The organism is Celeribacter naphthalenivorans (assembly GCF_020524585.1).
In the GTDB taxonomy this organism is placed as follows: domain Bacteria; phylum Pseudomonadota; class Alphaproteobacteria; order Rhodobacterales; family Rhodobacteraceae; genus Celeribacter; species Celeribacter naphthalenivorans.
In genome coordinates, this window is record NZ_JAIVLK010000001.1 from 719,748 (window position 1) to 742,009 (window position 22,262).

24 protein-coding genes are annotated in these 22,262 nt (G+C 59.7%); 15 read left to right on the forward strand and 9 right to left on the reverse strand.

Translation table 11 applies throughout. The features are described from left to right. The first annotated feature begins 41 nt into the window (after positions 1-41). The 6 genes from LC094_RS03455 (at position 42) to LC094_RS03480 (ending at position 5,115) form a co-directional block, all read left to right on the forward strand. Positions 42-1,133 carry a DUF1513 domain-containing protein gene (locus LC094_RS03455; RefSeq protein WP_226550293.1) on the forward strand — a complete coding sequence of 364 codons (1,092 nt, stop codon included), beginning with the start codon at positions 42-44 and terminating at the stop codon, positions 1,131-1,133. Between the two features lie 307 nt (positions 1,134-1,440). Continuing rightward, a complete protein-coding gene (locus tag LC094_RS03460; protein ID WP_226550294.1) occupies positions 1,441-2,064 on the forward strand; it encodes an ATP-dependent Clp protease proteolytic subunit in 624 nt (207 codons plus the stop codon). 215 nt (positions 2,065-2,279) lie between these two features. Then, positions 2,280-3,548 (forward strand): ATP-dependent Clp protease ATP-binding subunit ClpX, encoded by a 1,269-nt coding sequence (gene clpX, locus LC094_RS03465; RefSeq protein ID WP_226550295.1) that lies wholly within the window; start codon positions 2,280-2,282, stop codon positions 3,546-3,548. A 183-nt stretch (positions 3,549-3,731) separates the two neighbouring features. After that, complete coding sequence (locus LC094_RS03470; RefSeq protein WP_226550296.1) at positions 3,732-4,115, forward strand: NADH:ubiquinone oxidoreductase subunit NDUFA12; 384 nt, start codon at positions 3,732-3,734, stop codon at positions 4,113-4,115. Then, a complete protein-coding gene (gene mlaD, locus LC094_RS03475; protein ID WP_226550297.1) occupies positions 4,115-4,579 on the forward strand; it encodes an outer membrane lipid asymmetry maintenance protein MlaD in 465 nt (154 codons plus the stop codon). The genes LC094_RS03470 and mlaD overlap by 1 nt, the downstream gene beginning before the upstream one ends. Beyond that, a complete protein-coding gene (locus LC094_RS03480) occupies positions 4,576-5,115 on the forward strand; it encodes a DUF2155 domain-containing protein (RefSeq protein WP_226550298.1) in 540 nt (179 codons plus the stop codon). The genes mlaD and LC094_RS03480 overlap by 4 nt, the downstream gene beginning before the upstream one ends. On the opposite strand, the gene aat is transcribed toward LC094_RS03480, so the two are convergent. The 3 genes from aat to accB all read right to left on the reverse strand — a co-directional run bounded on the left by aat (position 5,079) and on the right by accB (position 7,658). Then, on the reverse strand, positions 5,079-5,723 hold the full coding sequence (gene aat / locus LC094_RS03485; RefSeq protein ID WP_226550299.1) for a leucyl/phenylalanyl-tRNA--protein transferase: 645 nt from the start codon (positions 5,721-5,723) through the stop codon (positions 5,079-5,081). The genes LC094_RS03480 and aat overlap by 37 nt on opposite strands. An 82-nt stretch (positions 5,724-5,805) precedes the next feature. Next, on the reverse strand, positions 5,806-7,152 hold the full coding sequence (accC, locus tag LC094_RS03490; RefSeq protein WP_226550300.1) for an acetyl-CoA carboxylase biotin carboxylase subunit: 1,347 nt from the start codon (positions 7,150-7,152) through the stop codon (positions 5,806-5,808). Between the two features lie 11 nt (positions 7,153-7,163). Continuing rightward, complete coding sequence (gene accB / locus LC094_RS03495; protein WP_226550302.1) at positions 7,164-7,658, reverse strand: acetyl-CoA carboxylase biotin carboxyl carrier protein; 495 nt, start codon at positions 7,656-7,658, stop codon at positions 7,164-7,166. 316 nt (positions 7,659-7,974) lie between these two features. Between accB and LC094_RS03500 the strand changes: the two genes are divergently transcribed. Both LC094_RS03500 and preA read left to right on the forward strand, forming a co-directional pair. After that, the gene (locus LC094_RS03500; protein WP_226550304.1) at positions 7,975-9,312 is read left to right on the forward strand and encodes an NAD(P)-dependent oxidoreductase; all 1,338 of its coding nucleotides are present in this window, start codon (positions 7,975-7,977) and stop codon (positions 9,310-9,312) included. Positions 9,313-9,315: 3 nt separating this feature from the next. Then, positions 9,316-10,614, forward strand: a complete 1,299-nt coding sequence (gene preA / locus LC094_RS03505) for an NAD-dependent dihydropyrimidine dehydrogenase subunit PreA (RefSeq protein WP_226550307.1) — start codon at positions 9,316-9,318, stop codon at positions 10,612-10,614. 246 nt (positions 10,615-10,860) lie between these two features. Here the strand turns inward: preA and LC094_RS03510 are convergent, their stop codons facing one another. Both LC094_RS03510 and LC094_RS03515 read right to left on the reverse strand, forming a co-directional pair. Further along, positions 10,861-11,451 (reverse strand): hypothetical protein, encoded by a 591-nt coding sequence (locus LC094_RS03510; RefSeq protein ID WP_226550308.1) that lies wholly within the window; start codon positions 11,449-11,451, stop codon positions 10,861-10,863. Positions 11,452-11,565: 114 nt separating this feature from the next. After that, positions 11,566-12,183: a TetR family transcriptional regulator C-terminal domain-containing protein gene (locus LC094_RS03515; RefSeq protein WP_226550309.1), complete on the reverse strand. Its 618-nt coding sequence runs from the start codon at positions 12,181-12,183 to the stop codon at positions 11,566-11,568. 312 nt (positions 12,184-12,495) lie between these two features. Between LC094_RS03515 and LC094_RS03520 the strand changes: the two genes are divergently transcribed. The 6 genes from LC094_RS03520 to LC094_RS03545 all read left to right on the forward strand — a co-directional run bounded on the left by LC094_RS03520 (position 12,496) and on the right by LC094_RS03545 (position 18,858). Further along, positions 12,496-13,746, forward strand: coding sequence for a Zn-dependent hydrolase (locus LC094_RS03520; RefSeq protein ID WP_226550310.1), 1,251 nt, complete (start codon positions 12,496-12,498; stop codon positions 13,744-13,746). 102 nt (positions 13,747-13,848) lie between these two features. Continuing rightward, a complete protein-coding gene (gene hydA / locus LC094_RS03525) occupies positions 13,849-15,300 on the forward strand; it encodes a dihydropyrimidinase (RefSeq protein ID WP_226550311.1) in 1,452 nt (483 codons plus the stop codon). A 93-nt stretch (positions 15,301-15,393) separates the two neighbouring features. Then, positions 15,394-16,170 carry an ABC transporter ATP-binding protein gene (locus tag LC094_RS03530; protein WP_226550312.1) on the forward strand — a complete coding sequence of 259 codons (777 nt, stop codon included), beginning with the start codon at positions 15,394-15,396 and terminating at the stop codon, positions 16,168-16,170. Continuing rightward, the gene (locus LC094_RS03535) at positions 16,167-17,036 is read left to right on the forward strand and encodes an ABC transporter permease (RefSeq protein ID WP_226550313.1); all 870 of its coding nucleotides are present in this window, start codon (positions 16,167-16,169) and stop codon (positions 17,034-17,036) included. Before LC094_RS03530 ends, LC094_RS03535 begins: the two co-directional genes overlap by 4 nt. Further along, a complete protein-coding gene (locus tag LC094_RS03540) occupies positions 17,033-17,806 on the forward strand; it encodes an ABC transporter permease (RefSeq protein ID WP_226550315.1) in 774 nt (257 codons plus the stop codon). The genes LC094_RS03535 and LC094_RS03540 overlap by 4 nt, the downstream gene beginning before the upstream one ends. A gap of 68 nt (positions 17,807-17,874) precedes the next feature. Further along, complete coding sequence (locus LC094_RS03545) at positions 17,875-18,858, forward strand: ABC transporter substrate-binding protein (RefSeq protein WP_226550317.1); 984 nt, start codon at positions 17,875-17,877, stop codon at positions 18,856-18,858. A gap of 93 nt (positions 18,859-18,951) precedes the next feature. Here LC094_RS03545 and LC094_RS03550 read toward each other — a convergent pair whose 3' ends face one another. Next, on the reverse strand, positions 18,952-19,578 hold the full coding sequence (locus LC094_RS03550) for a PRC-barrel domain-containing protein (RefSeq protein ID WP_226550318.1): 627 nt from the start codon (positions 19,576-19,578) through the stop codon (positions 18,952-18,954). A gap of 132 nt (positions 19,579-19,710) precedes the next feature. Next, a complete protein-coding gene (locus tag LC094_RS03555) occupies positions 19,711-20,184 on the reverse strand; it encodes a MarR family winged helix-turn-helix transcriptional regulator (RefSeq protein ID WP_226550319.1) in 474 nt (157 codons plus the stop codon). Between the two features lie 86 nt (positions 20,185-20,270). Here LC094_RS03555 and LC094_RS03560 point away from each other — a divergent pair, with 86 nt between their 5' ends. Then, on the forward strand, positions 20,271-20,594 hold the full coding sequence (locus tag LC094_RS03560; protein ID WP_226550320.1) for a DnaJ family domain-containing protein: 324 nt from the start codon (positions 20,271-20,273) through the stop codon (positions 20,592-20,594). A gap of 2 nt (positions 20,595-20,596) precedes the next feature. On the opposite strand, the gene LC094_RS03565 is transcribed toward LC094_RS03560, so the two are convergent. Together LC094_RS03565 and LC094_RS03570 are read right to left on the reverse strand one after the other, a co-directional pair. Then, positions 20,597-21,457, reverse strand: a complete 861-nt coding sequence (locus tag LC094_RS03565) for a GNAT family N-acetyltransferase (RefSeq protein WP_226550321.1) — start codon at positions 21,455-21,457, stop codon at positions 20,597-20,599. 364 nt (positions 21,458-21,821) lie between these two features. Continuing rightward, on the reverse strand, positions 21,822-22,262 hold a 441-nt coding region (locus LC094_RS03570; protein WP_449727667.1), incomplete at its 5' end, for an AMP-binding enzyme.

Genomic DNA, 22,262 nt, shown 5'->3' on the forward strand with positions numbered 1-22,262 from the left:
CGCCGTTTCCTCAATAAAAACAAGAAACTGGAAATATTCCTATGAGCACACGTCGTAACTTTCTCAAGGCGGCTCTGGCCGCAACTCTCGTGCCCCGTCTGAGCTGGGCCGATGCCGGATCGCCCGCCTTTCTTGGTGCGGCCAAGGACACCAATGGCGATTATGCCCTCTATGGCTTGGACGCGGCGGCGCAGATTCTGTTCCGCGCGCCTTTGCCCGCCCGTGGCCACGCCGCCGCCGCTCACCCGACCAAGCCTGAGGCGGTGGCTTTCGCGCGTCGTCCCGGCACCTTCGCCGTGGTGGTGAACTGTGCCACCGGCAAGATCACCCATCGGCTGGATGCCCCCGAGGGGCGGCATTTCATGGGGCATGGGTTGTTCGTGAACGACGGCGCGCTTTTGGTGACGCCGGAGAACAATTACGCCGAGAAAAAGGGCGTTTTGGGCATTTGGGACCGCGCCAAGAACTATGCCCGGGTTGGCGAAGTCGCCACGCATGGCATCGGCCCGCACGACATCCGCGCACTGTCTGATGGCACTTTGGTGGTCGCCAATGGCGGCATCTTTACCCACCCGGATATTGGCGAGGGGCGGCAAAAGCTCAACATTGACGAGATGGAGCCTTCGCTTGCCTATCTCTCTGCGAGTTTTGCCCTCGAAGAGAAACTGGTTCTGGCGCCTGAGTTGCATCAGAACTCGATCCGCCACCTCGCGATCGGTGCGGACGATCAGGTGGCTTTTGCCATGCAGTGGGAAGGCGATGAGACGGAGGTGGTGCCCCTGATCGGGTTGCATCGCCGCGGCGAGGAGGTGCGTTTGCCGGAGGCCGATTTGGCCGAGCAATATGCGATGAAGGGCTACGCGGGCTCGATTGCCTTTGCGGGCGATGGGTCCGAAGTGGCGATCACCTCACCGCGCGGCGGTCGGATGCATCGTTTTGCGCCCGATGGCTCTTTCTTGGGCGCCGTGCTGCGTGGTGATATTTGCGGGCTGGCGCCGATGGGAGAGGGCTATCTCGGCTCCGATGGCTTTGGCGCGCTTTTGGCCCTCAAAGAGGGCATGTCGCCTCTGAACGCCGTGCCGGGTCTGGCCTGGGACAACCACCTGGTGGCTTTGCCGTCTTTGGTGGCGTGACCTGTCATGTAATCACAGGTCGATAAAATTTTGCGAAAATTTTGTCTAAATTTGAGGCAAAGCGGCAACACCTCTGATTTTGTCGCTTTGCCCAATAGGGTTATCAGAGTGTGAATTAAGAATAAGTAGCTGTTTTTATATGGTTTTATATCCCGTGTTTGGCGCGTATTCACAGCCGCTTGCCAAGAAGGTGAGCGCTGAATTCCGCGACAGGTCCCGGGTGCTCTTGCAGCCCCCCCGGTCCGCTACTAAGACTTGGGTAACACTTCCGCGCTAACACATCAGATGAAGCAACAGGCAGGGCCCGATGAAAGATCCGATTGATACCTATATGAACACGCTCGTTCCCATGGTGGTCGAGCAGACGAGCCGCGGCGAACGCGCCTACGACATCTTCTCGCGCCTCTTGAAAGAGCGCATCATCTTCCTCAACGGCCCGGTGCATGATGGCATGTCGTCGCTGATCTGCGCCCAGCTTCTGTTCCTTGAGGCGGAAAACCCGAAAAAAGAAATCGCCATGTATATCAACAGCCCGGGCGGTGTGGTGACCTCCGGCCTGTCGATCTACGACACGATGCAGTACATCCGTCCGAAGGTCTCGACGCTGGTGATGGGGCAGGCGGCCTCCATGGGCTCGCTTTTGCTGACCGCTGGCGAAAAAGGCATGCGTTTCTCGCTGCCCAACTCCCGCGTCATGGTGCACCAGCCGTCCGGTGGCTACCAAGGTCAGGCGACCGACATCATGATCCACGCGCAAGAGACCCAAAAGCTCAAGGATCGTTTGAACCAGATCTACGTGAAGCACACGGGTCAGGAATTCCAGACCATCGTCGATGCGCTTGAGCGCGACAATTTCATGTCGCCCGAGGACGCGAAAGACTTCGGTCTGATCGACGAGATCGTCGAAAGCCGCGCGCCGCTCGCGGAATAAAATGATGGGCGTCTCGGCCTGACCGGGTCGATGCGCCCTCTCTTCAATCTCGGGGAGAGCCGTCAAATCGGGTGTTGGGGCAGAGAGATTTTGCCATTGTGCCCGAAAAACGGCTGTCCTACACTCTGTCAAATATCGCTCTTTGACCGGCTGGCCCCCGATGGGCCTATAGGTCAAAGCACAACGCAAGAGAGCCTGAGGCTCAGGGGAATGTGATGAGCAATTCGTCCGGTGGTGACAGCAAAAACACGCTCTACTGCTCGTTCTGCGGCAAGAGCCAGCACGAGGTGCGCAAACTGATTGCGGGGCCGACCGTGTTCATCTGTGACGAATGCGTCGAGTTGTGCATGGACATCATCCGCGAGGAGACCAAGACTTCGGGTCTGAAATCCTCCGAAGGTGTGCCTTCGCCGAAAGAGATTTGTCAGGTGCTCGATGACTATGTCATCGGCCAGGCGACCGCGAAACGCGTGCTCTCTGTGGCTGTGCACAACCATTACAAGCGTCTCAACCACGCCGCCAAAGGCGCGGGGGACATTGAGCTTGCGAAATCGAACATCCTGCTGATCGGCCCGACCGGTTGCGGTAAAACGCTTCTGGCTCAGACACTGGCGCGCATCCTCGATGTGCCTTTCACCATGGCCGATGCGACCACGCTGACTGAGGCGGGTTATGTGGGCGAAGATGTCGAGAACATCATTCTCAAGCTGTTGCAGGCGTCTGAGTATAACGTCGAACGGGCGCAACGCGGCATCGTCTATATCGACGAGGTCGACAAGATCACGCGCAAATCCGACAACCCCTCGATCACCCGCGACGTGTCGGGCGAGGGGGTGCAGCAGGCTTTGCTGAAAATCATGGAAGGCACCGTCGCCTCCGTGCCGCCGCAGGGCGGGCGCAAGCATCCGCAGCAGGAATTCCTGCAAGTCGACACCACGAACATCCTGTTCATCTGTGGTGGCGCTTTTGCCGGCCTCGATCGCATCATCGCACAGCGCAACAAAGGCACCGCAATGGGCTTTGGCGCCGATGTGAAAAACGACGATGACCGTGGCGTGGGCGAGCTGTTCAAAGAGCTCGAGCCCGAAGATCTGTTGAAATTCGGCCTGATCCCGGAATTCGTCGGCCGTCTGCCGGTTCTGGCGACGCTCGAAGATCTCGATGAGGATGCGTTGGTCACTATCTTGACCCAGCCGAAAAACGCTCTGGTGAAACAGTATCAGCGTCTGTTCGAGTTGGAAGACACCGACCTGACCTTCACCGAAGAGGCGCTCACGGCCATCGCCAAACGCGCCATCGAGCGCAAAACCGGCGCGCGCGGTCTGCGTTCGATCCTCGAAGACATCCTTCTGGACACGATGTTCGAGCTTCCGGGCATGGACAATGTGACCGAGGTGGTCGTCAACGAAGAGGCCGTTATGTCCGAGGCGAAACCTCTGATGATCTACTCAGAGGACGACGCCAAGGAAAAGACCGCGTCCTAAGGGATACGTCCGAACGATTTGCAAGCCCCGCTGCGGTTCCCGTCGGCGGGGCTTTGCTTTGCCACCGGAATGTGAAGCGGAATTCAGCAGGAAAAGGCGGGGCGGGCAGCGGCTGCCCTCTGGACCTCCGCGTCCGGATGGTTCATAGAAAGAACCAAGCGAAATTCGAAAGGTGACACCGTCATGGGGATTTTGAACACGGCACTGCGGGGGGTGATCTGGTGGAAAGGTCAAACCATCGGGACGCAGCTTTTCACATGGCGTCACGGCATCAAAGTCGGCGAAGATGCTCAGGGCAATGCCTTTTTCCGCAACAAAGACGATAGCCGTCGCTGGGTGATCTACAACGGCGATGTCGAAGCCTCCCGGATCAGCCCGGACTGGCACGGCTGGCTGCACCACACCTTCGCGAACCACCCGGGTCATGAGGCGCTTGAGCACAAGATTTGGGAAAAAGAACACGTCGAAAACCTGACTGGCACCGTGGCAGCCTATGCGCCTGCGGGTTCGATCCGTCAGGCCAAGCCGATTGAGCGGCGCGATTACGAGGCGTGGCAGCCCGAATAATGGCCGAAAATCCGACAGAAGTTGCGGTGGGCGCAGGCGTTGTGGCGCTGGCCTTGGGGTTTCTGGTCTATGCGGGCCAGATCACCGGGTTCGGCGCTGGCGCGTCCGAGCACTACCAACTCACCGCCTCCTTCCGCTCTGCCGAAGGCATCTCGACCGGCACCGATGTGCGCCTCGCTGGCGTCAAGATCGGCACCGTCACGGCGCTCGATCTCAACCGCGACAGCTTCCGCGCCGAAGCCAAACTGACGCTCGACGGCGATGTTGCGCTGCCGGATGACACGGCGGCGATGATCTCGTCCGAGGGGCTTTTGGGCGGCAATTTCGTCGAACTCGTGCCCGGCGGTTCGATGTTCAATTTCGAGGACGGCCAAGTGATCGCGGACACCCAAGGCTCCGTGAGCCTGATCAACCTCTTGCTGAAATTCGTGACCGGCAGCGGCGACGACGGAGCCACGGAATGATCCGTCGCGCGGCCTTCATTGCAGCCATGGTCTTGAGCACGCCCGTCTGGGCGCAGGACGGCGGGTTCAACGACGATCTGGAAACCGGTCTTGATGAGATCATCATCCAACCCTTGGAAGAGGGGGGCGAGGTCGGCGGTTTTGGGGCTGGCGGGCTGTCGCTCGAAGACCTGCAAAACCTGCCCAATGAGGGCTTTCAGCAAGAGCTGAAGGACATCACCACCGAGTTGCAGGAAAATGTTGTCTCCGCCTCCGGGGCGACGGTGCGCGCGCTCGACAAGCTGACCGGCCAAGTCGCTGATCTGACGCTAGAGACCGGCGGCACGCAGGTTTTCGGCCGGATCGAGGTGTTTCTGGGCGATTGCCGCTACCCCGAGGACAACCCCTCGGGCAATGCCTATGCCTATCTCGTGGTCCGCGCCCAAGGCGACGAAGCACCGGTGTTTTCCGGCTGGATGGTCGCCTCAAGCCCGGCTTTGAACGCCATGGATCATCCGCGTTACGACATCTGGCCCCTGAGCTGCAGCACGTCCTGAGGCGTCAAGCGCTCCGTGTGAGCCGTGAAATCTGCCCGTGTTGTCAAGGCGTTGCTCAGGAGTGAGCGATATTGCGAGCGGGGAATTTCGATGCCGCCGAGGCTTGCGAGATGCTCGGTCAAGAATTGCGTGTCGAAGAGCGTGAAGCCTGAGCGTTTGAGATGGGCGACCAGATAGGCCAGCACGATTTTTGAGGCACTGGGCACACGCGAGAACATGCTTTCGCCGAAAAATGCCGTGCCCAAGGCCAAGCCATAGGTGCCGCCGACCAGCCGATCCCCGTCCCATAGCTCGACGGAATGGCCAAACCCCATCTCGTGCAGCTCGGTGTATAGGTCGAAAATCGTATCGTTGATCCAGGTCTCGTCGCGGTCTGCACATCCTTCCATCACGGCCTCAAAAGCCTGATCAAAACTCACGCGGTAGCGCTCTTGCCGGATCAGCCGGGCCAAAGAGCGCGAGATGTGAAACCCGTCCAAAGGGATGATGCCGCGCTCGCGGGGATCGACCCAAAAGAGGCTCTCATCCTCGCGTGATTCCGCCATGGGAAAGACCCCATTGGCATAGGCTTGCAGGATCAATTCCGGGGTCAATTCGACGTGGTTCATGGCGGTGAATGTGACGTGGACGCGGGCAAAAGAAAAGGCCGCGCATCACACGCGGCCCTTCAAACTTTAGCGACGTCTCAGGTTAGCCGAGATTGGCCTCGAGCCATTTTTCCAGCCAGTGGATGTTGTAATTGCCCGTAAGCACATCCTCTTCCTGCAACAGCGCGTGGAACAGTGGGATCGTGGTGTCGACACCATCGACGATCAGCTCGCCCAGAGCGCGGTTGAGACGCGCCAAGGCTTCGGGCCGGTCGCGACCATGCACGATCAGCTTGCCGATCAAGCTGTCGTAATAGGGCGGGATCGAATAGCCGTCATAGAGCCCGGAATCCATCCGAACCCCCAGGCCGCCCGGCGCGTGATACTGCGTGATCTTGCCGGGGCAGGGGGTGAAATTCGGCAGACGCTCGGCGTTGATCCGAACCTCGATGGCGTGACCGTTCAGATTCAGATCGTCTTGGCTGAAGGACAGTTTTTCGCCCGAAGCGACAAGGATCTGTTCGCGCACGAGGTCTTGGCCAAACACGGCCTCGGTGACCGGGTGTTCCACCTGAAGACGAGTGTTCATCTCGATGAAATAGAACTCGCCGTCCTCATAGAGAAACTCGATCGTGCCCGCACCTTTATAGCCCATCTCCGCGATGGCCTTGGCACAGATGCCGCCGATACGGGCGCGCTCTTCGGGGGAGATCGAGGGGCCGGGGGCTTCTTCGAACACCTTCTGGTGACGGCGCTGAAGCGAACAATCGCGCTCGCCAAGGTGGACGCCGCCGCCCTGACCGTCGCCAAAGACCTGCACTTCGATGTGACGCGGCTTTTGGAGATATTTCTCCATATAGACCTCGTCATTGCCGAAGGCGGCTTTTGCCTCGGAGCGCGCGGTGCGGAAGGCAACCTCAAGCTCGGCCTCGTTGAGCGCCACTTTCATGCCGCGCCCGCCGCCACCGGCGGTGGCTTTGATGATGACCGGATAGCCCATGTCGGCGGCGGTTGTCTTGGCCGTCGCCACATCGGGAACGCCGCCTTTGGAGCCGGGGACCACGGGGATGCCCAGTTTCTCGGCGGTCTCTTTCGCGGTGATCTTGTCGCCCATCTGGCGGATGTGCTCGGCGGAGGGCCCGATGAAGGTCAGGTCGTGATCTTCGACGATCTGCACGAACGCGGCGTTCTCAGACAGAAAGCCATAGCCGGGATGGATCGCCTGCGCGCCGGTGATTTCACAGGCCGCGATGATGGCCGGGAAGTTCAGGTAGGACTGGGCCGAGCTGTTCGGGCCGATACAGACGGCCTCGTCGGCCATCCGCACATGCATGGCATCCGCGTCCGCTGTCGAGTGGACGGCCACCGATTGGATGCCCATCTCGCGACAGGCGCGGATCACCCGCAACGCGATCTCGCCTCGGTTGGCGATGAGGATTTTATCGAACATCGACAAACCCCTTATTCGATGATCATCAGAGGGGCGCCGAATTCGACCGGGGTGCCGTCGTCCACGAGGACGCGTTTCACGGTCCCGGATTTCGGAGCGGGGATGTGGTTCATGGTTTTCATGGCTTCGACGATCAGAACCGTCTGACCTTCGGAGACTTTGTCTCCCACTTTCACGAAGGGCGCAGCACCCGGTTCAGCGGCGAGATAGGCGGTGCCGACCATCGGCGAGGGCACTGCGTTCGGATCGTTGGCCGGATCACCTGCGTCGGCAGCGGGGGCTGCGGGTGCAGCTGCTGCGGCCACCGGAGCGGCGGCGGCGACAGGCGCGGGGGCTGCTGCGGCCACGGTCTGAATGACCTGAGGGGCGGCGCGGCTCACGCGGACGTTGAGGCTGTCATTGTCGCCATATTCGCGCATGACTTCGAGTTCGGTGAGCTCGTTGGCGCTCAGGAGTTCTGCCAATGCCTGAATGAAAGCCACGTCGGCGTCGTTTTGCTTTGTCATATGTTCAACTCGGTTTTGGGCCGCTCAGGTCTCGTTTGGGTGCCAGATGTGGCAGTCCGTTCGAGCCCGGGCTGATTGATCTTCTGCGTTCGTATATAGGCCTTGTGACGTTGCGTGAAAACCCGATAACCGACCCTGACCCGGGGAGAATGGCGCAAACTCTGCCTATGTTTTGGGCGTTCGCGCATGATTATGCGGCGTGAAGAGCGGGATAAGACCGAAAATAACCGGATCATAAATTTTACCGCTTGATAAAAAATTGAAGCCTGCCACGCTCGAGTCACCAATAAAAGCAAGCCAACAGGGAGCAAGCCCGATGACCAACAGCCCGCTGACGCCCGGCATCACCGCCGGACGCCTGCCCGAGGAGAGCTATGCCGCGCAGTTTTCCGATCTGCACCCGGTGCTCGATGATCACGAGGCGCTCGTCGCCGCAGATCGGTGTTATTTCTGCCATGACGCGCCTTGCATGACGGCCTGTTCGACCTCGATCGACGTGCCCCTGTTTATTCGCCAGATCATGACTGGCACGCCCGAGGCGGCGGCCAAGACGATTTTCGATCAGAACATTCTGGGCGGTATGTGCGCGCGGGTCTGTCCGACGGAAACGCTTTGCGAAGAGGTCTGTGTGCGCGAGATCGCGGAGGGCAAGCCGGTCGAGATCGGGCGTTTGCAACGCTACGCCACCGACACGCTGATGGCGAAAGGCATTCATCCTTACACCCGTGCCGAGGCGACCGGCAAAACCGTCGCCGTGGTGGGCGCGGGGCCTGCGGGTCTGGCGGCGGCGCATCGTCTGGCGATGAAGGGCCATGACGTCGTGATGTTCGATGCGCGCCCGAAATCCGGCGGGCTCAATGAATACGGGATCGCCTCCTACAAGGCGCCCGATGGCTACGCCCAGAAAGAGGTCGATTGGCTCATGCAGATCGGCGGGATCACCGTCGAGACCGGCAAAAAGCTTGGCGACGGTCTGACGCTCGAAGGTTTGAAAGCCGACTACGACGCCGTGTTCCTCGCCATCGGCTTGGCGGGCGTCAACGCGCTCCGCGCCGAGGGCGAAGAGACCGACGGCGTGCTCGATGCGGTGGATTTCATCTCTGAACTGCGTCAGGCCGAAGACCTCTCGAAACTGCCGGTGGGCCGCAATGTCGTGGTGATCGGCGGCGGGATGACCGCCGTGGACGCGGCCGTGCAGGCGAAACTTCTGGGCGCTCAGAACGTCTCGATGGTCTATCGCCGGGGCCGCGCCAGCATGTCGGCCTCCGAGTATGAACAGGAACTCGCCGCCTCGAAAGGTGTGCAGATTTTCTACAATGCGGCGCCCGTTGCGGTCTACGGCGAGGGCGCGGTCGAGGAGGTCGAGTTCGAATACACCTCCGAGGCGGGCGGCAGCCTGAAAGGCACTGGCGAGACCTTCCGCTTGCCTGCCGATCAACTGTTCAAGGCCATCGGCCAGACGCTGGACGGTGCGCCCGAAGGTATCGAAATCACCGGCGGCAAGATCGCGGTGGACGCCGTGGGCCGCACCTCGATTGCGGGCGTCTGGGCCGGGGGTGACTGTGCCTCGGGCGGCGAAGACCTGACCGTGACCGCGGTGTCCGAGGGACGCGACGCCGCCGAAGACATCCACGCCAAGCTGATGGAGGGCTGAGCCATGGCCGATTTGACAAGCACCTTTTGTGGCATCACAAGCCCGAACCCCTTTTGGCTGGCCTCCGCGCCGCCGACCGACAAGGAATACAACGTCCGCCGCGCCTTTGAGGCCGGGTGGGGCGGTGTGGTCTGGAAGACGCTCGGCGAAGAAGGTCCGCCGGTCGTCAACGTCAACGGGCCGCGTTACGGGGCCATTCATGGCGCGGACCGCCGGTTGCTGGGGCTGAACAATATCGAGCTGATCACCGACCGTCCGCTGGAGGTGAACCTCGAAGAGATGACGCGGGTGAAAAAGGACTACCCGGATCGGGCGCTGATCGCCTCGGTCATGGTGCCTTGCGATGCCGACAGCTGGAAGAACATCATTCCGCGCATTGCCGAGACGGGGTGTGACGGGTTCGAGCTGAACTTTGGCTGTCCGCATGGCATGGCCGAACGCGGTATGGGCTCCGCCGTGGGGCAGGTGCCGGAATATATCGAGATGGTGACGCGCTGGTGCAAAGAATCGACCGACCTTCCGGTGATCGTGAAACTGACGCCCAACATCACCAATATTCTCTACCCGGCGGAGGCGGCCCTGCGTGGAGGCGCCGATGCGGTGTCGCTGATCAACACGATCAACTCGATCACTTCGGTGAACCTCGATGCCTTCTCGCCCGAGCCGATGATCGACGGCAAAGGCACCCACGGCGGCTATTGCGGCCCGGCGGTGAAACCGATCGCGATGAATATGGTGGCTGAAATTGCCCGCAACCCGGCGACGGCGAAGCTGCCGATCTCGGGCATTGGCGGCGTGACCACCTGGCGCGATGCGGCGGAGTTCATGGCGCTTGGCGCGGGCAATGTGCAGGTCTGTACGGCGGCGATGACCTATGGCTTCAAAATCGTTCAGGAGATGATTTCGGGGCTGAGCCAATACCTCGACGAAAAGGAAATGGCGCTCTCCGATCTGGTCGGGAAAGCCACGCCCAACGTGACGGATTGGCAATATCTCAACCTCAACCACGTCACCAAAGCGGTGATCAATCAGGACGACTGCATCAACTGCGGGCGCTGTTATGCGGCCTGTGAGGACACCTCGCACCAGGCCATCGAGATGAGCCTTGATCGCACCTTTACCGTCAAGGACGATGAATGTGTGGCCTGTAACCTCTGCGTCAATGTCTGTCCGGTCGAGGGCTGTATCACTATGAAAACGCTTGAAAAAGGCGACATGGACGAGCGGACGGGCAAGCCGGTCGGCGACTATGCCAACTGGACGACGCATCCGAACAACGTCGCGGCTGTTTCCGCAGAGTGATGCGGGATGTGTCGGCTGATTTCGGTCAGCCGACAGTCGATGCGGCACTCACGTTGCCCCGGATCCTGCGAAATGCAGCCGGGGCAAGGCATCAGAGCAGGCCCCGAGACACTCTCGGGGTTCGCTTTTTGTCCCTGACCGGACGGCAAAGCTCCGCAGGGGCACCCGCTGGCACGGTGATCAGGGTCGATTTCCATTTTGAAAAAGAGCGCCATCCTGGCGCCCCAGGTTTAGAGGGTCACGACGTCAGCCGTCAAAAGGTGTCCTTTGAACCGCAGCCGGGCCGGAGAGCCGGGCTTCTGGGTCAATGGCCTCCGCAGGCGCATCGCTCAGCGCCATCACCTCTTCGGTCGCCATGTCTTTTGCGCTGTCCTCAGAGGCGTTTGTCGTCGCCTCGACAGGTGCGGTTGCCTCCGCACTCTCTGCCTTGGTTGCGTTTCTCGGCGCAATCGCCGCCTCATCTTCGACTTGCGTGCGTTTTGCGGCAATCTCGGCAATCGTGTTGCGCAGATCGAGCTCCACTTCGAGGACAGAGGCCTGAAACGCCGGCGTCGGGCCGGTCAGGATGTCGTCGGGAAGCTCCATTTTATCGGTGTCATATTCAGATGTCATCGCGCGCTCGGACGCGGTGACGGAAGAGGCGTCAGACACCTCGTCAATCTTGTAAGACAGGATATCGCCATTCTGGCCGGGAAGCTCGTTCCCTTTCGTATAAGTTGCCGTTCCGTTCAGCGCGGTTTCCGCGATCTGAGGAACGTCTGGCTTCGGCGGATCTGGCGGTTGTCTGAATGCAAATCCACCACCTCCGAAAGCCGGCACGCCCGCGATATTGGTCATGCTAAGCTCCTTTTCTCAGGAGCCCCCACCATCTTTCTTTATAAAACGTTATGGTTTTTGAAAGGTTAATACCCACGGGTATTTTGATGTATGGTTAAGAGCCGGTTAAGGACCTCAGACCGGCGTCAGCATCCGACGGAACAGCGTGTCGAGATAGGCCGCCGCATCCTCGAAATGCGCGTCTCCCTCAGGGCGCAGGATCGCACGCACCTGTGCATCGAAATCGGCGTAGTGCTGTGTCGTGGACCAGATCGAGAAAATCAGATGATAGGGATCGATCGGCGCCAGCGCGCCAGAGGCGATCCAACCCTCGATCACGCGGGCCTTTTCATCGACGAGGCTTTTCAATTCGCCCTCGATCTTGTCCATGATATTGGGCGCGCCCTGAACGATCTCATTGGCGAACAATCGGCTCTCGCGCGGGTATTCGCGGGCCATTTCGAGTTTGCGCAAAACATAGGCGAGAAGCTCTTCGACGGGCTCTCCGTCTGCCTCGATTTTGCGCAGAGGATCGAGCCAATTCTGCATCAACTCGTCGATCAAGGCCCGGTGGATCGCCACTTTCGAGGGGAAGTAATAGAGCAGATTGGGCTTTGACAGCCCCGCCGCCTTGGCGATCTGATCGAGGGTGGAGCCGCGAAAGCCATGCTGTGAAAACACGTCCAAAGCCGCTTCCAGGATGGTTTCCGTGTTCTTTTTCTGAATGCGTGTGCGCGGTTGTCGTCCGGGCATGTGTCGCTCGATTCCCATTTCCATCCTGCCTTCTAGCGCTTGTTGCTCTATATTTGCTAAAAAAAACGCCAAATCGAAGTCTGAATTGCCTTAAATCCGCACTTGATGCAAGTTTGCATGGGTTTTAGGCGTTTGCTCTGTTTCGCGTCTGCGCGCGGTGCTGCTAGTGTGCTCTTGACCAAATGGTCAAACTTGAGGGCCAGACTTGAGGGTCTGAGGCGGGCCGCATCTGTTCGGACACAGGCAATGCCGCCAACCCAAAGTTGGACCCAGATCATTTGGGACAGGACAGATTTATGGAAAGGAAACCCCATGGCCGCCGCTGGTGAGAACCTCAAGATCAACTCCGAACGTCTTTGGGACAGTTTGATGGAGATGGCAAAGATCGGGCCGGGGATCGCGGGCGGCTGTAACCGCCAGACGCTGACCGACGAGGATGCCGAGGGGCGCAAGCTGTTTCAGGGCTGGTGCGAAGCGGCGGGGATGACGATGGGCGTCGATGCCATGGGCACGATGTTCATGACTCGCGAGGGCACCGACCCGGAGGCTTTGCCGGTTTACATTGGCTCGCACCTCGACACCCAGCCGACGGGCGGGAAATACGACGGGGTTCTGGGCGTCTTGGGCGCTTTGGAAGCCGTGCGGACGATGAACGATCTTGGCATCAAGACGAAACACCCGATCGTGGTGACCAACTGGGCCAACGAAGAGGGCGCGCGCTTTGCACCTGCGATGCTGGCCTCTGGTGTCTTCGCCGGCAAGCTCGATCTGGATTACGCCTATGGGCGCACGGACCTTGAGGGCAAGACCTATGGTGAGGAACTGGCCCGCATCGGTTGGAAAGGCGACGAGGAGGTCGGCGCGCGCAAGATGCACGCTTACTATGAGTTGCACATCGAACAGGGGCCGATTTTGGAGGCCGAGGGCAAGGACATCGGCGTCGTCACCCATTGTCAGGGCTTGTGGTGGCTCGAATTCACGCTCACCGGCAAAGAGGCGCACACGGGCTCGACGCCCATGGCGATGCGCACCAACGCAGGCCTCGCCATGGCGCGGATTTTGGAGATGGTGCAAGAGGTGGCGATGGATCACCAGCCGAACGCCGTGGGCGGTGTCGGCCAGATGCAATTCACACCGAATTCGCGCAACGTGTTGCCGGGCACTGTGGTCTTCACGGTCGACATCCGCACGCCGGACATCGCCAAACTGACCTCCATGCGCAGCCAGATCGAAGAGCGGGCCGCGAAGATTTGCGAAGAGATCGGCGTCGGCTGTTCCGTCGAACCCGTCGGCCATTTCGACCCGGTGACCTTCACGCCGGAGCTGGTGTCCAATGTCCGTAAAGCTGCGGAAACGCTAGGCTATTCGCATATGGACATCGTCTCGGGGGCCGGTCACGACGCCTGCTGGGCCGCCGCCGTGGCGCCCACCACGATGATCATGTGCCCCTGTGTCGGCGGTCTGTCGCACAATGAGGCCGAAGAGATCACGCCGGATTGGGCGGCTGCGGGGACCGATGTGCTGTTGCATGCGGTCTTGGAAACCGCTGAGATCGTCGAGTGAGAGAAAGGGCGAGGGGCCAGCCCCTCGCGCTCCCCGGGATATTTAGAGACAAAAGAAGGCAGGTGCTCACGAAAGCATCGCCGGACCGACAAGGAGAGAGTTATGAGCAAGGTGATCAAAGGCGGTACGGTCGTCACCGCCGATCTGACCTATAAGGCTGACGTGAAAATCGAGGATGGCAAGATCGTCGAGATCGGGCCGGACCTGACGGGTGATGAAATCCTTGATGCGGAGGGTTGTTTTGTGATGCCGGGCGGGATCGACCCGCATACGCATTTGGAAATGCCCTTCATGGGCACGCATTCCTCGGATGATTTCTACGCAGGCACGCGTGCGGCTCTGGCGGGCGGCACCACGATGGTTGTCGATTTCGCACTCCCCGATCCGGGGCAGTCGCTCTTGGATGCGATCAAGGTTTGGGACAACAAATCGGCGCGGGCCTGTTGCGATTATTCCTTCCATATGGCGATCACCTGGTGGTCGGAACAGGTCTTTGACGAGATGAAGACCGTGACCGAGAAGGGCATCAACACTTTCAAGCATTTCATGGCCTATAAGGGCTCTTTGATGGTGAACGATGACGAAATGTTCGCCTCTTTCAAACGCTGTGCCGAGCTGGGCGCGACGCCTTTGGTCCATGCCGAGAATGGCGATCTCGTGGCCGAGATGACGACGAAACTCTTGGCCGAGGGCAACACCGGCCCGGAGGCACACGCCTATTCGCGGCCTTCTCAGGTGGAGGGCGAGGCGACCAACCGCGCCATCATGATCGCCGACATGGCGGGCGCGCCGCTCTATGTGGTGCACACCTCTTGCGAAGAGGCCCACGAGGCTATTCGCCGCGCCAAGATGAACGGCAAACGCGTTTGGGGCGAGCCGCTGATCCAGCACCTTGTGTTGGACGAGAGCGAGTATTTCAACGAGGACTGGGACCACGCCGCGCGTCGCGTGATGTCGCCGCCGTTCCGCAACAAAAAGCATCAGGACAGCCTCTGGGCCGGGTTGGCCTCGGGCACTTTGTCCTGCGTCGCGACCGATCACTGTGCCTTCACGACCGAGCAGAAACGCTACGGCGTCGGCGATTTCTCGAAAATCCCGAACGGCACGGGCGGTTTGGAAGACCGCTTGCCGGTGCTTTGGACCATGGGGGTCGAGACGGGCCGCATCACGATGAATGAATTTGTCGCTGTAACCTCCACAAATATCGCGAAAATCCTGAACTGCTACCCGCAGAAGGGCGCGGTCTTGGTGGGCGCGGATGCCGACCTGATCGTGATGGACCCGTCGATGTCGAAAACCATCAAGGCCGAGACACAGGCCTCTTCGATCGACTATAACGTCTTTGAGGGGATCGAGGTCACGGCGCTGCCGCGCTACGTGTTGACCCGCGGTTATGTGGCGGTCGACAAGGGCGAGCTGAAGGCCAAGGAAGGCCACGGCGAGTTCATCGCCCGCGACCCGAATGCGACGGTGAACAAGGCGCTGTCGAAGTGGAAAGAACTGACCGCGCCACGCCCGGTGGAACGCGCTGGCATTCCGGTGACCGGCGTCTGAGCCAAACGGCAAAAAAGGGTGGGGCCGTCTCAGGCCCGCCCGCACAACAGGGGACAGACCGCGAAAACGCGGCGAGTATAAAGACATTAGCCAATGAAAAAGCCAGTCATCGACGCGCAGAACGTCGATCTTACCTTTCAGACCAACGACGGGCCCGTGCATGCGCTCAAGGACGTCAATCTCCAGATCAACAAGGGGGATTTCGTCTCTTTCATCGGGCCGTCGGGCTGTGGCAAGACCACGTTCTTGCGCTGTATCGCCGGGCTTGAGACGCCGACGGGCGGCTCGCTGACCGTCAACGGTTTGACGCCCGAAGAGGCCCGAAAATCAAGGTCTTACGGCTATGTGTTTCAGGCGGCGGGGCTTTATCCGTGGCGCACGATTGCGGGCAATATCAAGCTGCCGCTGGAGATCATGGATTTCCCGAAAGCGGAGATGGACAAGCGCGTTGAGAAGGTGCTCGATCTGGTGGATCTCAAGGGCTTTGGCAGGAAATACCCGTGGCAGCTTTCGGGCGGGATGCAGCAACGCGCCTCGATTGCCCGCGCATTGGCCTTTGATGCTGAGATTTTGTTGATGGATGAACCTTTTGGCGCGCTTGATGAAATTGTGCGTGATAAGCTGAACGAAGAACTCCTCAAACTCTGGGCTGCGACCGATAAGACCATCGGTTTCGTGACCCACTCGATCCCCGAGGCAGTCTATCTGTCGACGAAAATCGTCGTCATGAGCCCGCGCCCCGGTCGGATCACCGATGTGATCGAAAGCCCGCTGCCAAAAGAGCGCCCGCTCGACATCCGCGACACACCGGAATTCATCGAGATCGCGCATCGGGTTCGGGACGGCCTCAGAGCGGGACATGACGTATGAGTAAAATCATTCCCGTCCTGACTGTCCTCGTAGCGCTCATCGTCATCTGGTACGCGGCGGCCGTGAAGATGAACAGCACATGGACCTATGATCAGGCCGAACGCGCAGGCAGTGAGGTCACGTTTTCCGAGCTGATCACCGACACGATGTCGCAAAAACGCCCGCTCTTGCCCGCGCCGCATCAGATCGTGGCGGAGCTTTGGGACACCACGATTGAGAAGAAAATCACCTCGAAACGCTCGATGGTCTATCAGGGCTCGATCACGCTCAAGACCACGCTTTTGGGCTTTGGTTTCGGCATCGTGATCGGCATCGCGCTTGCCACCGTCATCGTGCTGAGTCGGATCGGGCGGCTGACGCTCATGCCCTGGGCGATCATTTCACAGACCATTCCGATTGTGGCCTTGGCGCCGATCATCGTCGTGTTGTCGAACGCGGTCGGCACCGGCACGCTCATGGTGCCCAAGGCGATCATCGCAGCTTACCTGAGCTTTTACCCGGTGCTGGTCTCCATGGTCAAAGGCCTGCAAAGCCCCGATCAGATGCAGCTCGATCTTTTAAAAACCTACGGCGCGAGCCAGAGCGAAGTGTTCTGGAAACTGCGCCTGCCGTCGTCGATGCCCTATTTCTTCGCCTCGCTCAAAGTTTCCGTCGCCGCCGCTTTTGTCGGTGCCGTAGTGGCAGAGCTTTCCACATCGGCCATCGCCGGGCTTGGCGCGCGGATGTTGATCGGGTCGCAGTTCGGCGAGCCGATGATCATGTGGGCGGCGCTGTTTGCGGCGGCGATCCTGGCCGCGATCCTGATTTTTCTCGTCGGCGGGTTTGAAAAACTCGCGCGCAATCTGATGGGAGGGCGTGCGGTATGAGACCTGACACGACGTTCGAGAAAATCGTCTGGCCCGTGGGCTTTGGCCTTTTGGTGCTGGTGCTTTGGGAGGTCATCGTGCGCGTCTTTGGCGTCTCTCCCGCGATCTTGCCGCCGCCCTCCGCAATTGCCGCGGCCATGGCCGGATCGCTGCCGATTCTCTGGGAAGACTGGGTGCAAACCGTGGTCAAAGGGGCTTTGAATGGCCTCTGGATGGGCACATTGGCGGCGCTCATTCTGGCGCTGATCATCGACCGCTTTGACTTCCTGAAACGCGGCCTCATGCCGGTGGCGAATTTCTTTGCAGCCCTGCCCATCGTGGGCCTCGCGCCCATCATGGTGATGTGGTTCGGCTTTGATTGGCACTCCAAGGCCGCAGTGGTCGCCATCATGGTGTTTTTCCCCATGTTGGTGAACATCTTAGGCGGTTTGGCGGCGGTCGATCCGATGCACCGCGACCTGATGCGCACCTATGGTGCAACGCATATCCAAACGCTCCACAAACTGCGCGGACCGGCGGCGCTTCCCTTCCTGTTCAACGGGTTGAAAATCGCCACCTCTCTGGCGCTCATTGGGGCGATTGTTGCTGAATATTTTGGCTCTCCGATCCGGGGCATGGGCTTTCGCATCACGACAGAGATGGGACGCTTGGCAACGGATATGGTTTGGGCTGAGATTGTGGTGTCTGCCGTCACCGGGACCGCACTTTACGGTCTGGTTGCGGGCATCGAAAAACGGGTGACCTTTTGGCACCCCTCACAACGCGGGTAACCTCGCGCAATACTAGGTACGGGGGAAAAATCCTCGACCGAAAGACACAACTTGGAGGTTGTAAGATAATGAAAAAGCTACTGACGAGCGCCGCTGCTCTGGCCGCTATTGGCTCTGGTGCCTTCGCCGCAGATGACGTGACGCTTCAGCTCAAATGGGTCACTCAGGCCCAATTCGCGGGCTACTATGTGGCGCTGGAGAAAGGCTTTTACGAAGAGGCCGATCTCAATGTGACGATCAAACCGGGCGGCCCCGATGTGGCGCCGGTGCAGGTCCTCTTGGGCGGTGGTGCCGATGTCATGGTCGACTGGATGCCCTCGGCTCTGGCCGCGCGCGAAAACGGTGCGCCGGTGGTGAACATCGCGCAGCCCTATAAATCCTCCGGCATGATGCTGACCTGTCTGAAAGAAACCGGCATCACCGGCCCTGAGGATTTCCCGGGCAAGACGCTGGGCGTATGGTTCTACGGTAACGAATATCCGTTCCTCTCCTGGATGGGCAAACTCGACATCCCGACCGATGGCTCCGAGGGTGGTGTGACGGTCCTGAAACAGGGCTTCAACGTCGATCCGCTGTTGCAAAAACAGGCCGCCTGTATCTCCACCATGACCTATAACGAATATTGGCAGGTCATCGACGCCGGCATTTCCGCCGACGATCTCGTGACCTTCAAATACGAAGATCAGGGCGTGGCGACGCTCGAAGACGGGCTTTACGTGCTCGAAGACAGCCTGACCGACGAGGCGTTCAAGGATAAGATGGCCCGTTTCGTCGCCGCCTCCATGGAGGGCTGGAAATACGCCGAAGAGAATCCGGAAGAGGCCGCCGAGATCGTGCTTGAGTATGACGAGACCGGCGCGCAGACCATGGAGCATCAGGTTCGTATGATGACCGAAGTGGCCAAGCTGACCGCAGGCTCCAACGGCGCGCTGGACGTGGCGGATTATGAGCGGACCGTGGAATCGCTTTTGTCCGGTGGGTCCGATCCGGTGATCACCAAAGAGCCGGAAGGCGCCTATACGCTTGAAATCACGGACGCGGCGCTGAACTAAGCGGCTTCGATTTCTTGAAAAAAACCCGCCCCGGAGCAGATCCGGGGCGGGTCTTGCATGTCCCGAGGCAGGGAGGGACATACGTTCGAAAGATTACGAATTCATCGCTTGTTCGAGCGTCAGGTCACCTTCGACCTCTTCGTAATCCGCAAGGTTTACATCGGGCATCGCCTTCAGCTCTTCTTCGGTCGCGCCTTGGATCATCACGCTGTTCTCGTCAATCATGGAGAACTGGTCGATTTCGACCAACACGTCATGTTCGGCAATGCCGAGGAAGCCGCCGACACCCACGATCGCCTTGGTTTCACCTTCGGCCATCACGATGGCGTCGATCTCGCCGATGTCTTCACCGGATTCGGTCAGAACCTGCGTGCCGACGATCTCGGACACGGTCTCCTGACCAAAGGTCTCAAGTGCGGCGGCGACATTTTGCGCTCCTTCTTGGGTCGCGTCCCAAGCCTCATTCGCGGTGTCAGCCGTGGCATCGGCCACATCGGAAGCGGTGTCTTCTGCGCCGTCAACGGCGTTGTCCATGGTGCCATCGGCGCTCTCCATGGCGTCGTCCACAGCCGGGGCCTCCATGGAGGTGTCGCTCTGCATGGTCACGCCGTCCTCAGACACGGTCGCATCGGTCTCGCTGGTCATTTCGGCAAAGACCGGAGTTGCGGCAAGGCCAATCACAGCGGCGGTGGTCATCAGTTTCTGCGTCAGGGTTTTCATTTCTATTCTCCTCTCAGTCATGCGTTTGCATGTGGTATGGAGAGACAATGAAACCGGGCCGGTGGAAGTTCCTGAGAAAATCGAAAATGTCTTTGGATTTTTAAAAAATACCATACAAAACAATTGGATAGGCTATTGGTTTTCTTTGGTTGTTTCAGAGAATGCAGCATTTAAGGCCGTCAGGATTTTGTAAAATCCTCGAATTTCTTCTTCCGTGAACCCCTGTGCGAAGGCGGCGATCTCTTGCATTTCGCGCATGCGGATTGACAGGATTTGCGCGCGCGACCGCTCCGTGAGCCGGTAAAATTTCGAGGCGCGATGTGCGGGGTTGTCCTCTGTTTCAAGTTTGCCCTCATCCACCAGCGATTTGAGCTCACGCCCGACAAATTGCCGGGTGACGTCGAGATGCGCGGTGATCTGTGGGGCGGTGGCGTGGTCGAGTGCCAACAGCACCTCCAAGATCGCCCGCTGACCGACCGTGATCCCGGTGCCTTGCAGATCGTGTTCCACCCTTGCGGTGATGTTGCGCAGCAGCGGGCGGGTCAGTTGAATTCCGGCGTAAAGCTGGTCTGCCGGGCGCATGTCGCTCCTCGTCGTGTCGGACATCGAAATCTCCTTTCTTGTGTTGTAGGGCGGTATGTCTTAATCTGTCAACTGAGTTGACGATTCCCTTTGGCAGATGTGGAGGTCCGATGATGAAATGGTCGACGCTCAGTGAAAGACAAATTCTGAAGGCCAAGGCCGAAGGTCAGCTTGACAATTTGAAAGGGGCGGGCCAGCCGTTGAACGTGCAAAGCGGCACGGACAGCGATGCGGCGGGCTTTCGCATCATGGCCGAGGCGGGTGTCGTGCCGCGCGAATTTGAGCTGCGCAAAGAGATCGAGGCACTGACTGCGCAGATGCGTGGCACGGTCGAGGCGGAGGCCCGCAAAAAGCTGATCCGTCAGATCGCGCAGGTGCAACTCCGTCTCGACATCGAGGTCGAGGCCCGGCGCAAATATTATCGCAGTGCCTGATCCTAGATGAGTGCCGCCGGCGCGAGGCGCCGCGCCGTGGCACCGCTGCGCAGTTTGAACCGCGCCAGATCGGGCGCCTTGGCCGTGTCCAAAGTACCCAGATCGAGCCGCATCACGCCCTCCGCCTTGAGCCGTTGCATCGCGTCCCAAAGGATCAGGTTATGGGCGTTTGACGCGCGGCCTTCAGGACCGCTGTGTCCGATTTGATAGGTCGCCGTGTTGCCATGAACCACAAAAAGCATGTGCGCATCAGACGCGGTGAACAGGCGCAGGGATCGCGGCGCAACCTCTTGCAGGGCAAGGGTAAACTCCGGGGGAAGCGCACGGTATTTGCCCGCAGCCTGACGGTCTTTTTCCGCCTGCAATAATGGCATGAGCGCTGCGGGTGTCGCCTCCAGTCGGGCCACCTTGAGCCGCGTCGCCTCGGCCTTTTTCAACCCGTTGCGCCATTTGCCGTTCATCTGCGCCCGAAGTCCCGACAGGCTTGGCGTCAGGTCCAGTTCTGCAATTTCGGGCGGTGCGGAGAGAGACAGGCGTTTGAGGCGCTCTTCGGGGGAGGCCAGTTTTACCCCTTTGGGAAGGGCGCGACGCAGGCCACGCAGCGCGTTTGTACGTGTCGCCGTGTCGAGGTCAAAAAACAGCGGGCCTCTGGTGATGAGGCTTGTGCGCAGGCCGAACATGGGCCGCATCACGACCTGAGCCAGAGCGACAGGCATGTCACCGTCAAAAACGCAAAACCGTTTCACCTCGCGCCCGACACGCTCGGCGGCGTCGCCATAGAGCCAACGCTGGGGCAGGGGCGCCATGACCCGATCCGCCAGCGCCTCCCATGTTTTTTGAGTCTCGATCTCACGCACATCCATAGGTTTATGCGTGGCACAACAGGGTTAACAAACCCTTCAGAGGCGCCGGTTTTGGAGACTGTAAAAGTTTAATTGAATGTCACAGAGCAGGAGGGGCCCCGTTAACCAAAGCGGAAGGTTCCGGGCGCAAGATTGGGTCACTTTAAGAGGAAAACCCATGCAACATTCTCGTTTCCCACGCAATCTGACAGAGGTCGCCTGTTTGTTGCAGGTTTGGACTGTACATCCCCGCGAGGGCCTGTCCGCGCGCTGGACGCGCAGTGTTTCGCCCTGATGGCTCAGGTGTAAATGAAAAGCCCGCCCCACGTGTGCGGGGTGGGCTTTGTGATTTTGCAAAATGAGTTCGCCATGCGAACTGTGTGGGCTATGCGCTCAGATTATACAGCGAATTCGCAATCAACTCCTCGACGACGGCAGGCTCAGCCAGCGTGGATGTGTCGCCCAAAGACCCGGTGTCGTTCTCGGCGATCTTGCGCAGGATGCGGCGCATGATTTTGCCCGAACGCGTCTTCGGCAGGCCCGGGGCCCATTGGATGAAGTCCGGTTTGGCGATCGGGCCGATTTCGGTGCGGACCCATTTCTCGAGTTCCACACGCAGCTCGTCGGTCGGCTCCACATCGTTCATCAGCGTCACATAGGCGTAGATGCCCTGGCCCTTGAGCTCATGCGGCATGCCGACGACCGCGGCTTCGGCGACTTTGGCGTGGGCGACCAGCGCGCTTTCGACCTCGGCCGTGCCCATGCGGTGGCCCGAGACGTTGATCACGTCGTCGACGCGGCCGGTGATCCAATAGTAGCCATCCGC

Excerpts from the sequence above, each read along its gene's own strand:
- LC094_RS03510 (WP_226550308.1), bottom strand. The coding sequence starts at position 11,451 with ATGACCAATATCGCGGGCGTGCCGGCTTTCGGAGGTGGTGGATTTGCA.
- aat (WP_226550299.1), bottom strand. The coding sequence starts at position 5,723 with ATGAACCACGTCGAATTGACCCCGGAATTGATCCTGCAAGCCTATGCC.
- LC094_RS03515 (WP_226550309.1), bottom strand. The coding sequence starts at position 12,183 with ATGCCCGGACGACAACCGCGCACACGCATTCAGAAAAAGAACACGGAA.
- LC094_RS03500 (WP_226550304.1), top strand. The coding sequence starts at position 7,975 with ATGACCAACAGCCCGCTGACGCCCGGCATCACCGCCGGACGCCTGCCC.
- LC094_RS03550 (WP_226550318.1), bottom strand. The coding sequence starts at position 19,578 with ATGAAAACCCTGACGCAGAAACTGATGACCACCGCCGCTGTGATTGGC.
- mlaD (WP_226550297.1), top strand. The coding sequence starts at position 4,115 with ATGGCCGAAAATCCGACAGAAGTTGCGGTGGGCGCAGGCGTTGTGGCG.
- LC094_RS03540 (WP_226550315.1), top strand. The coding sequence starts at position 17,033 with ATGAGACCTGACACGACGTTCGAGAAAATCGTCTGGCCCGTGGGCTTT.
- accC (WP_226550300.1), bottom strand. The coding sequence starts at position 7,152 with ATGTTCGATAAAATCCTCATCGCCAACCGAGGCGAGATCGCGTTGCGG.
- LC094_RS03460 (WP_226550294.1), top strand. The coding sequence starts at position 1,441 with ATGAAAGATCCGATTGATACCTATATGAACACGCTCGTTCCCATGGTG.
- LC094_RS03470 (WP_226550296.1), top strand. The coding sequence starts at position 3,732 with ATGGGGATTTTGAACACGGCACTGCGGGGGGTGATCTGGTGGAAAGGT.
- LC094_RS03565 (WP_226550321.1), bottom strand. The coding sequence starts at position 21,457 with ATGGATGTGCGTGAGATCGAGACTCAAAAAACATGGGAGGCGCTGGCG.
- hydA (WP_226550311.1), top strand. The coding sequence starts at position 13,849 with ATGAGCAAGGTGATCAAAGGCGGTACGGTCGTCACCGCCGATCTGACC.
- LC094_RS03560 (WP_226550320.1), top strand. The coding sequence starts at position 20,271 with ATGATGAAATGGTCGACGCTCAGTGAAAGACAAATTCTGAAGGCCAAG.
- clpX (WP_226550295.1), top strand. The coding sequence starts at position 2,280 with ATGAGCAATTCGTCCGGTGGTGACAGCAAAAACACGCTCTACTGCTCG.
- LC094_RS03535 (WP_226550313.1), top strand. The coding sequence starts at position 16,167 with ATGAGTAAAATCATTCCCGTCCTGACTGTCCTCGTAGCGCTCATCGTC.
- accB (WP_226550302.1), bottom strand. The coding sequence starts at position 7,658 with ATGACAAAGCAAAACGACGCCGACGTGGCTTTCATTCAGGCATTGGCA.
- preA (WP_226550307.1), top strand. The coding sequence starts at position 9,316 with ATGGCCGATTTGACAAGCACCTTTTGTGGCATCACAAGCCCGAACCCC.
- LC094_RS03545 (WP_226550317.1), top strand. The coding sequence starts at position 17,875 with ATGAAAAAGCTACTGACGAGCGCCGCTGCTCTGGCCGCTATTGGCTCT.
- LC094_RS03480 (WP_226550298.1), top strand. The coding sequence starts at position 4,576 with ATGATCCGTCGCGCGGCCTTCATTGCAGCCATGGTCTTGAGCACGCCC.
- LC094_RS03555 (WP_226550319.1), bottom strand. The coding sequence starts at position 20,184 with ATGTCCGACACGACGAGGAGCGACATGCGCCCGGCAGACCAGCTTTAC.
- LC094_RS03455 (WP_226550293.1), top strand. The coding sequence starts at position 42 with ATGAGCACACGTCGTAACTTTCTCAAGGCGGCTCTGGCCGCAACTCTC.
- LC094_RS03520 (WP_226550310.1), top strand. The coding sequence starts at position 12,496 with ATGGCCGCCGCTGGTGAGAACCTCAAGATCAACTCCGAACGTCTTTGG.
- LC094_RS03530 (WP_226550312.1), top strand. The coding sequence starts at position 15,394 with ATGAAAAAGCCAGTCATCGACGCGCAGAACGTCGATCTTACCTTTCAG.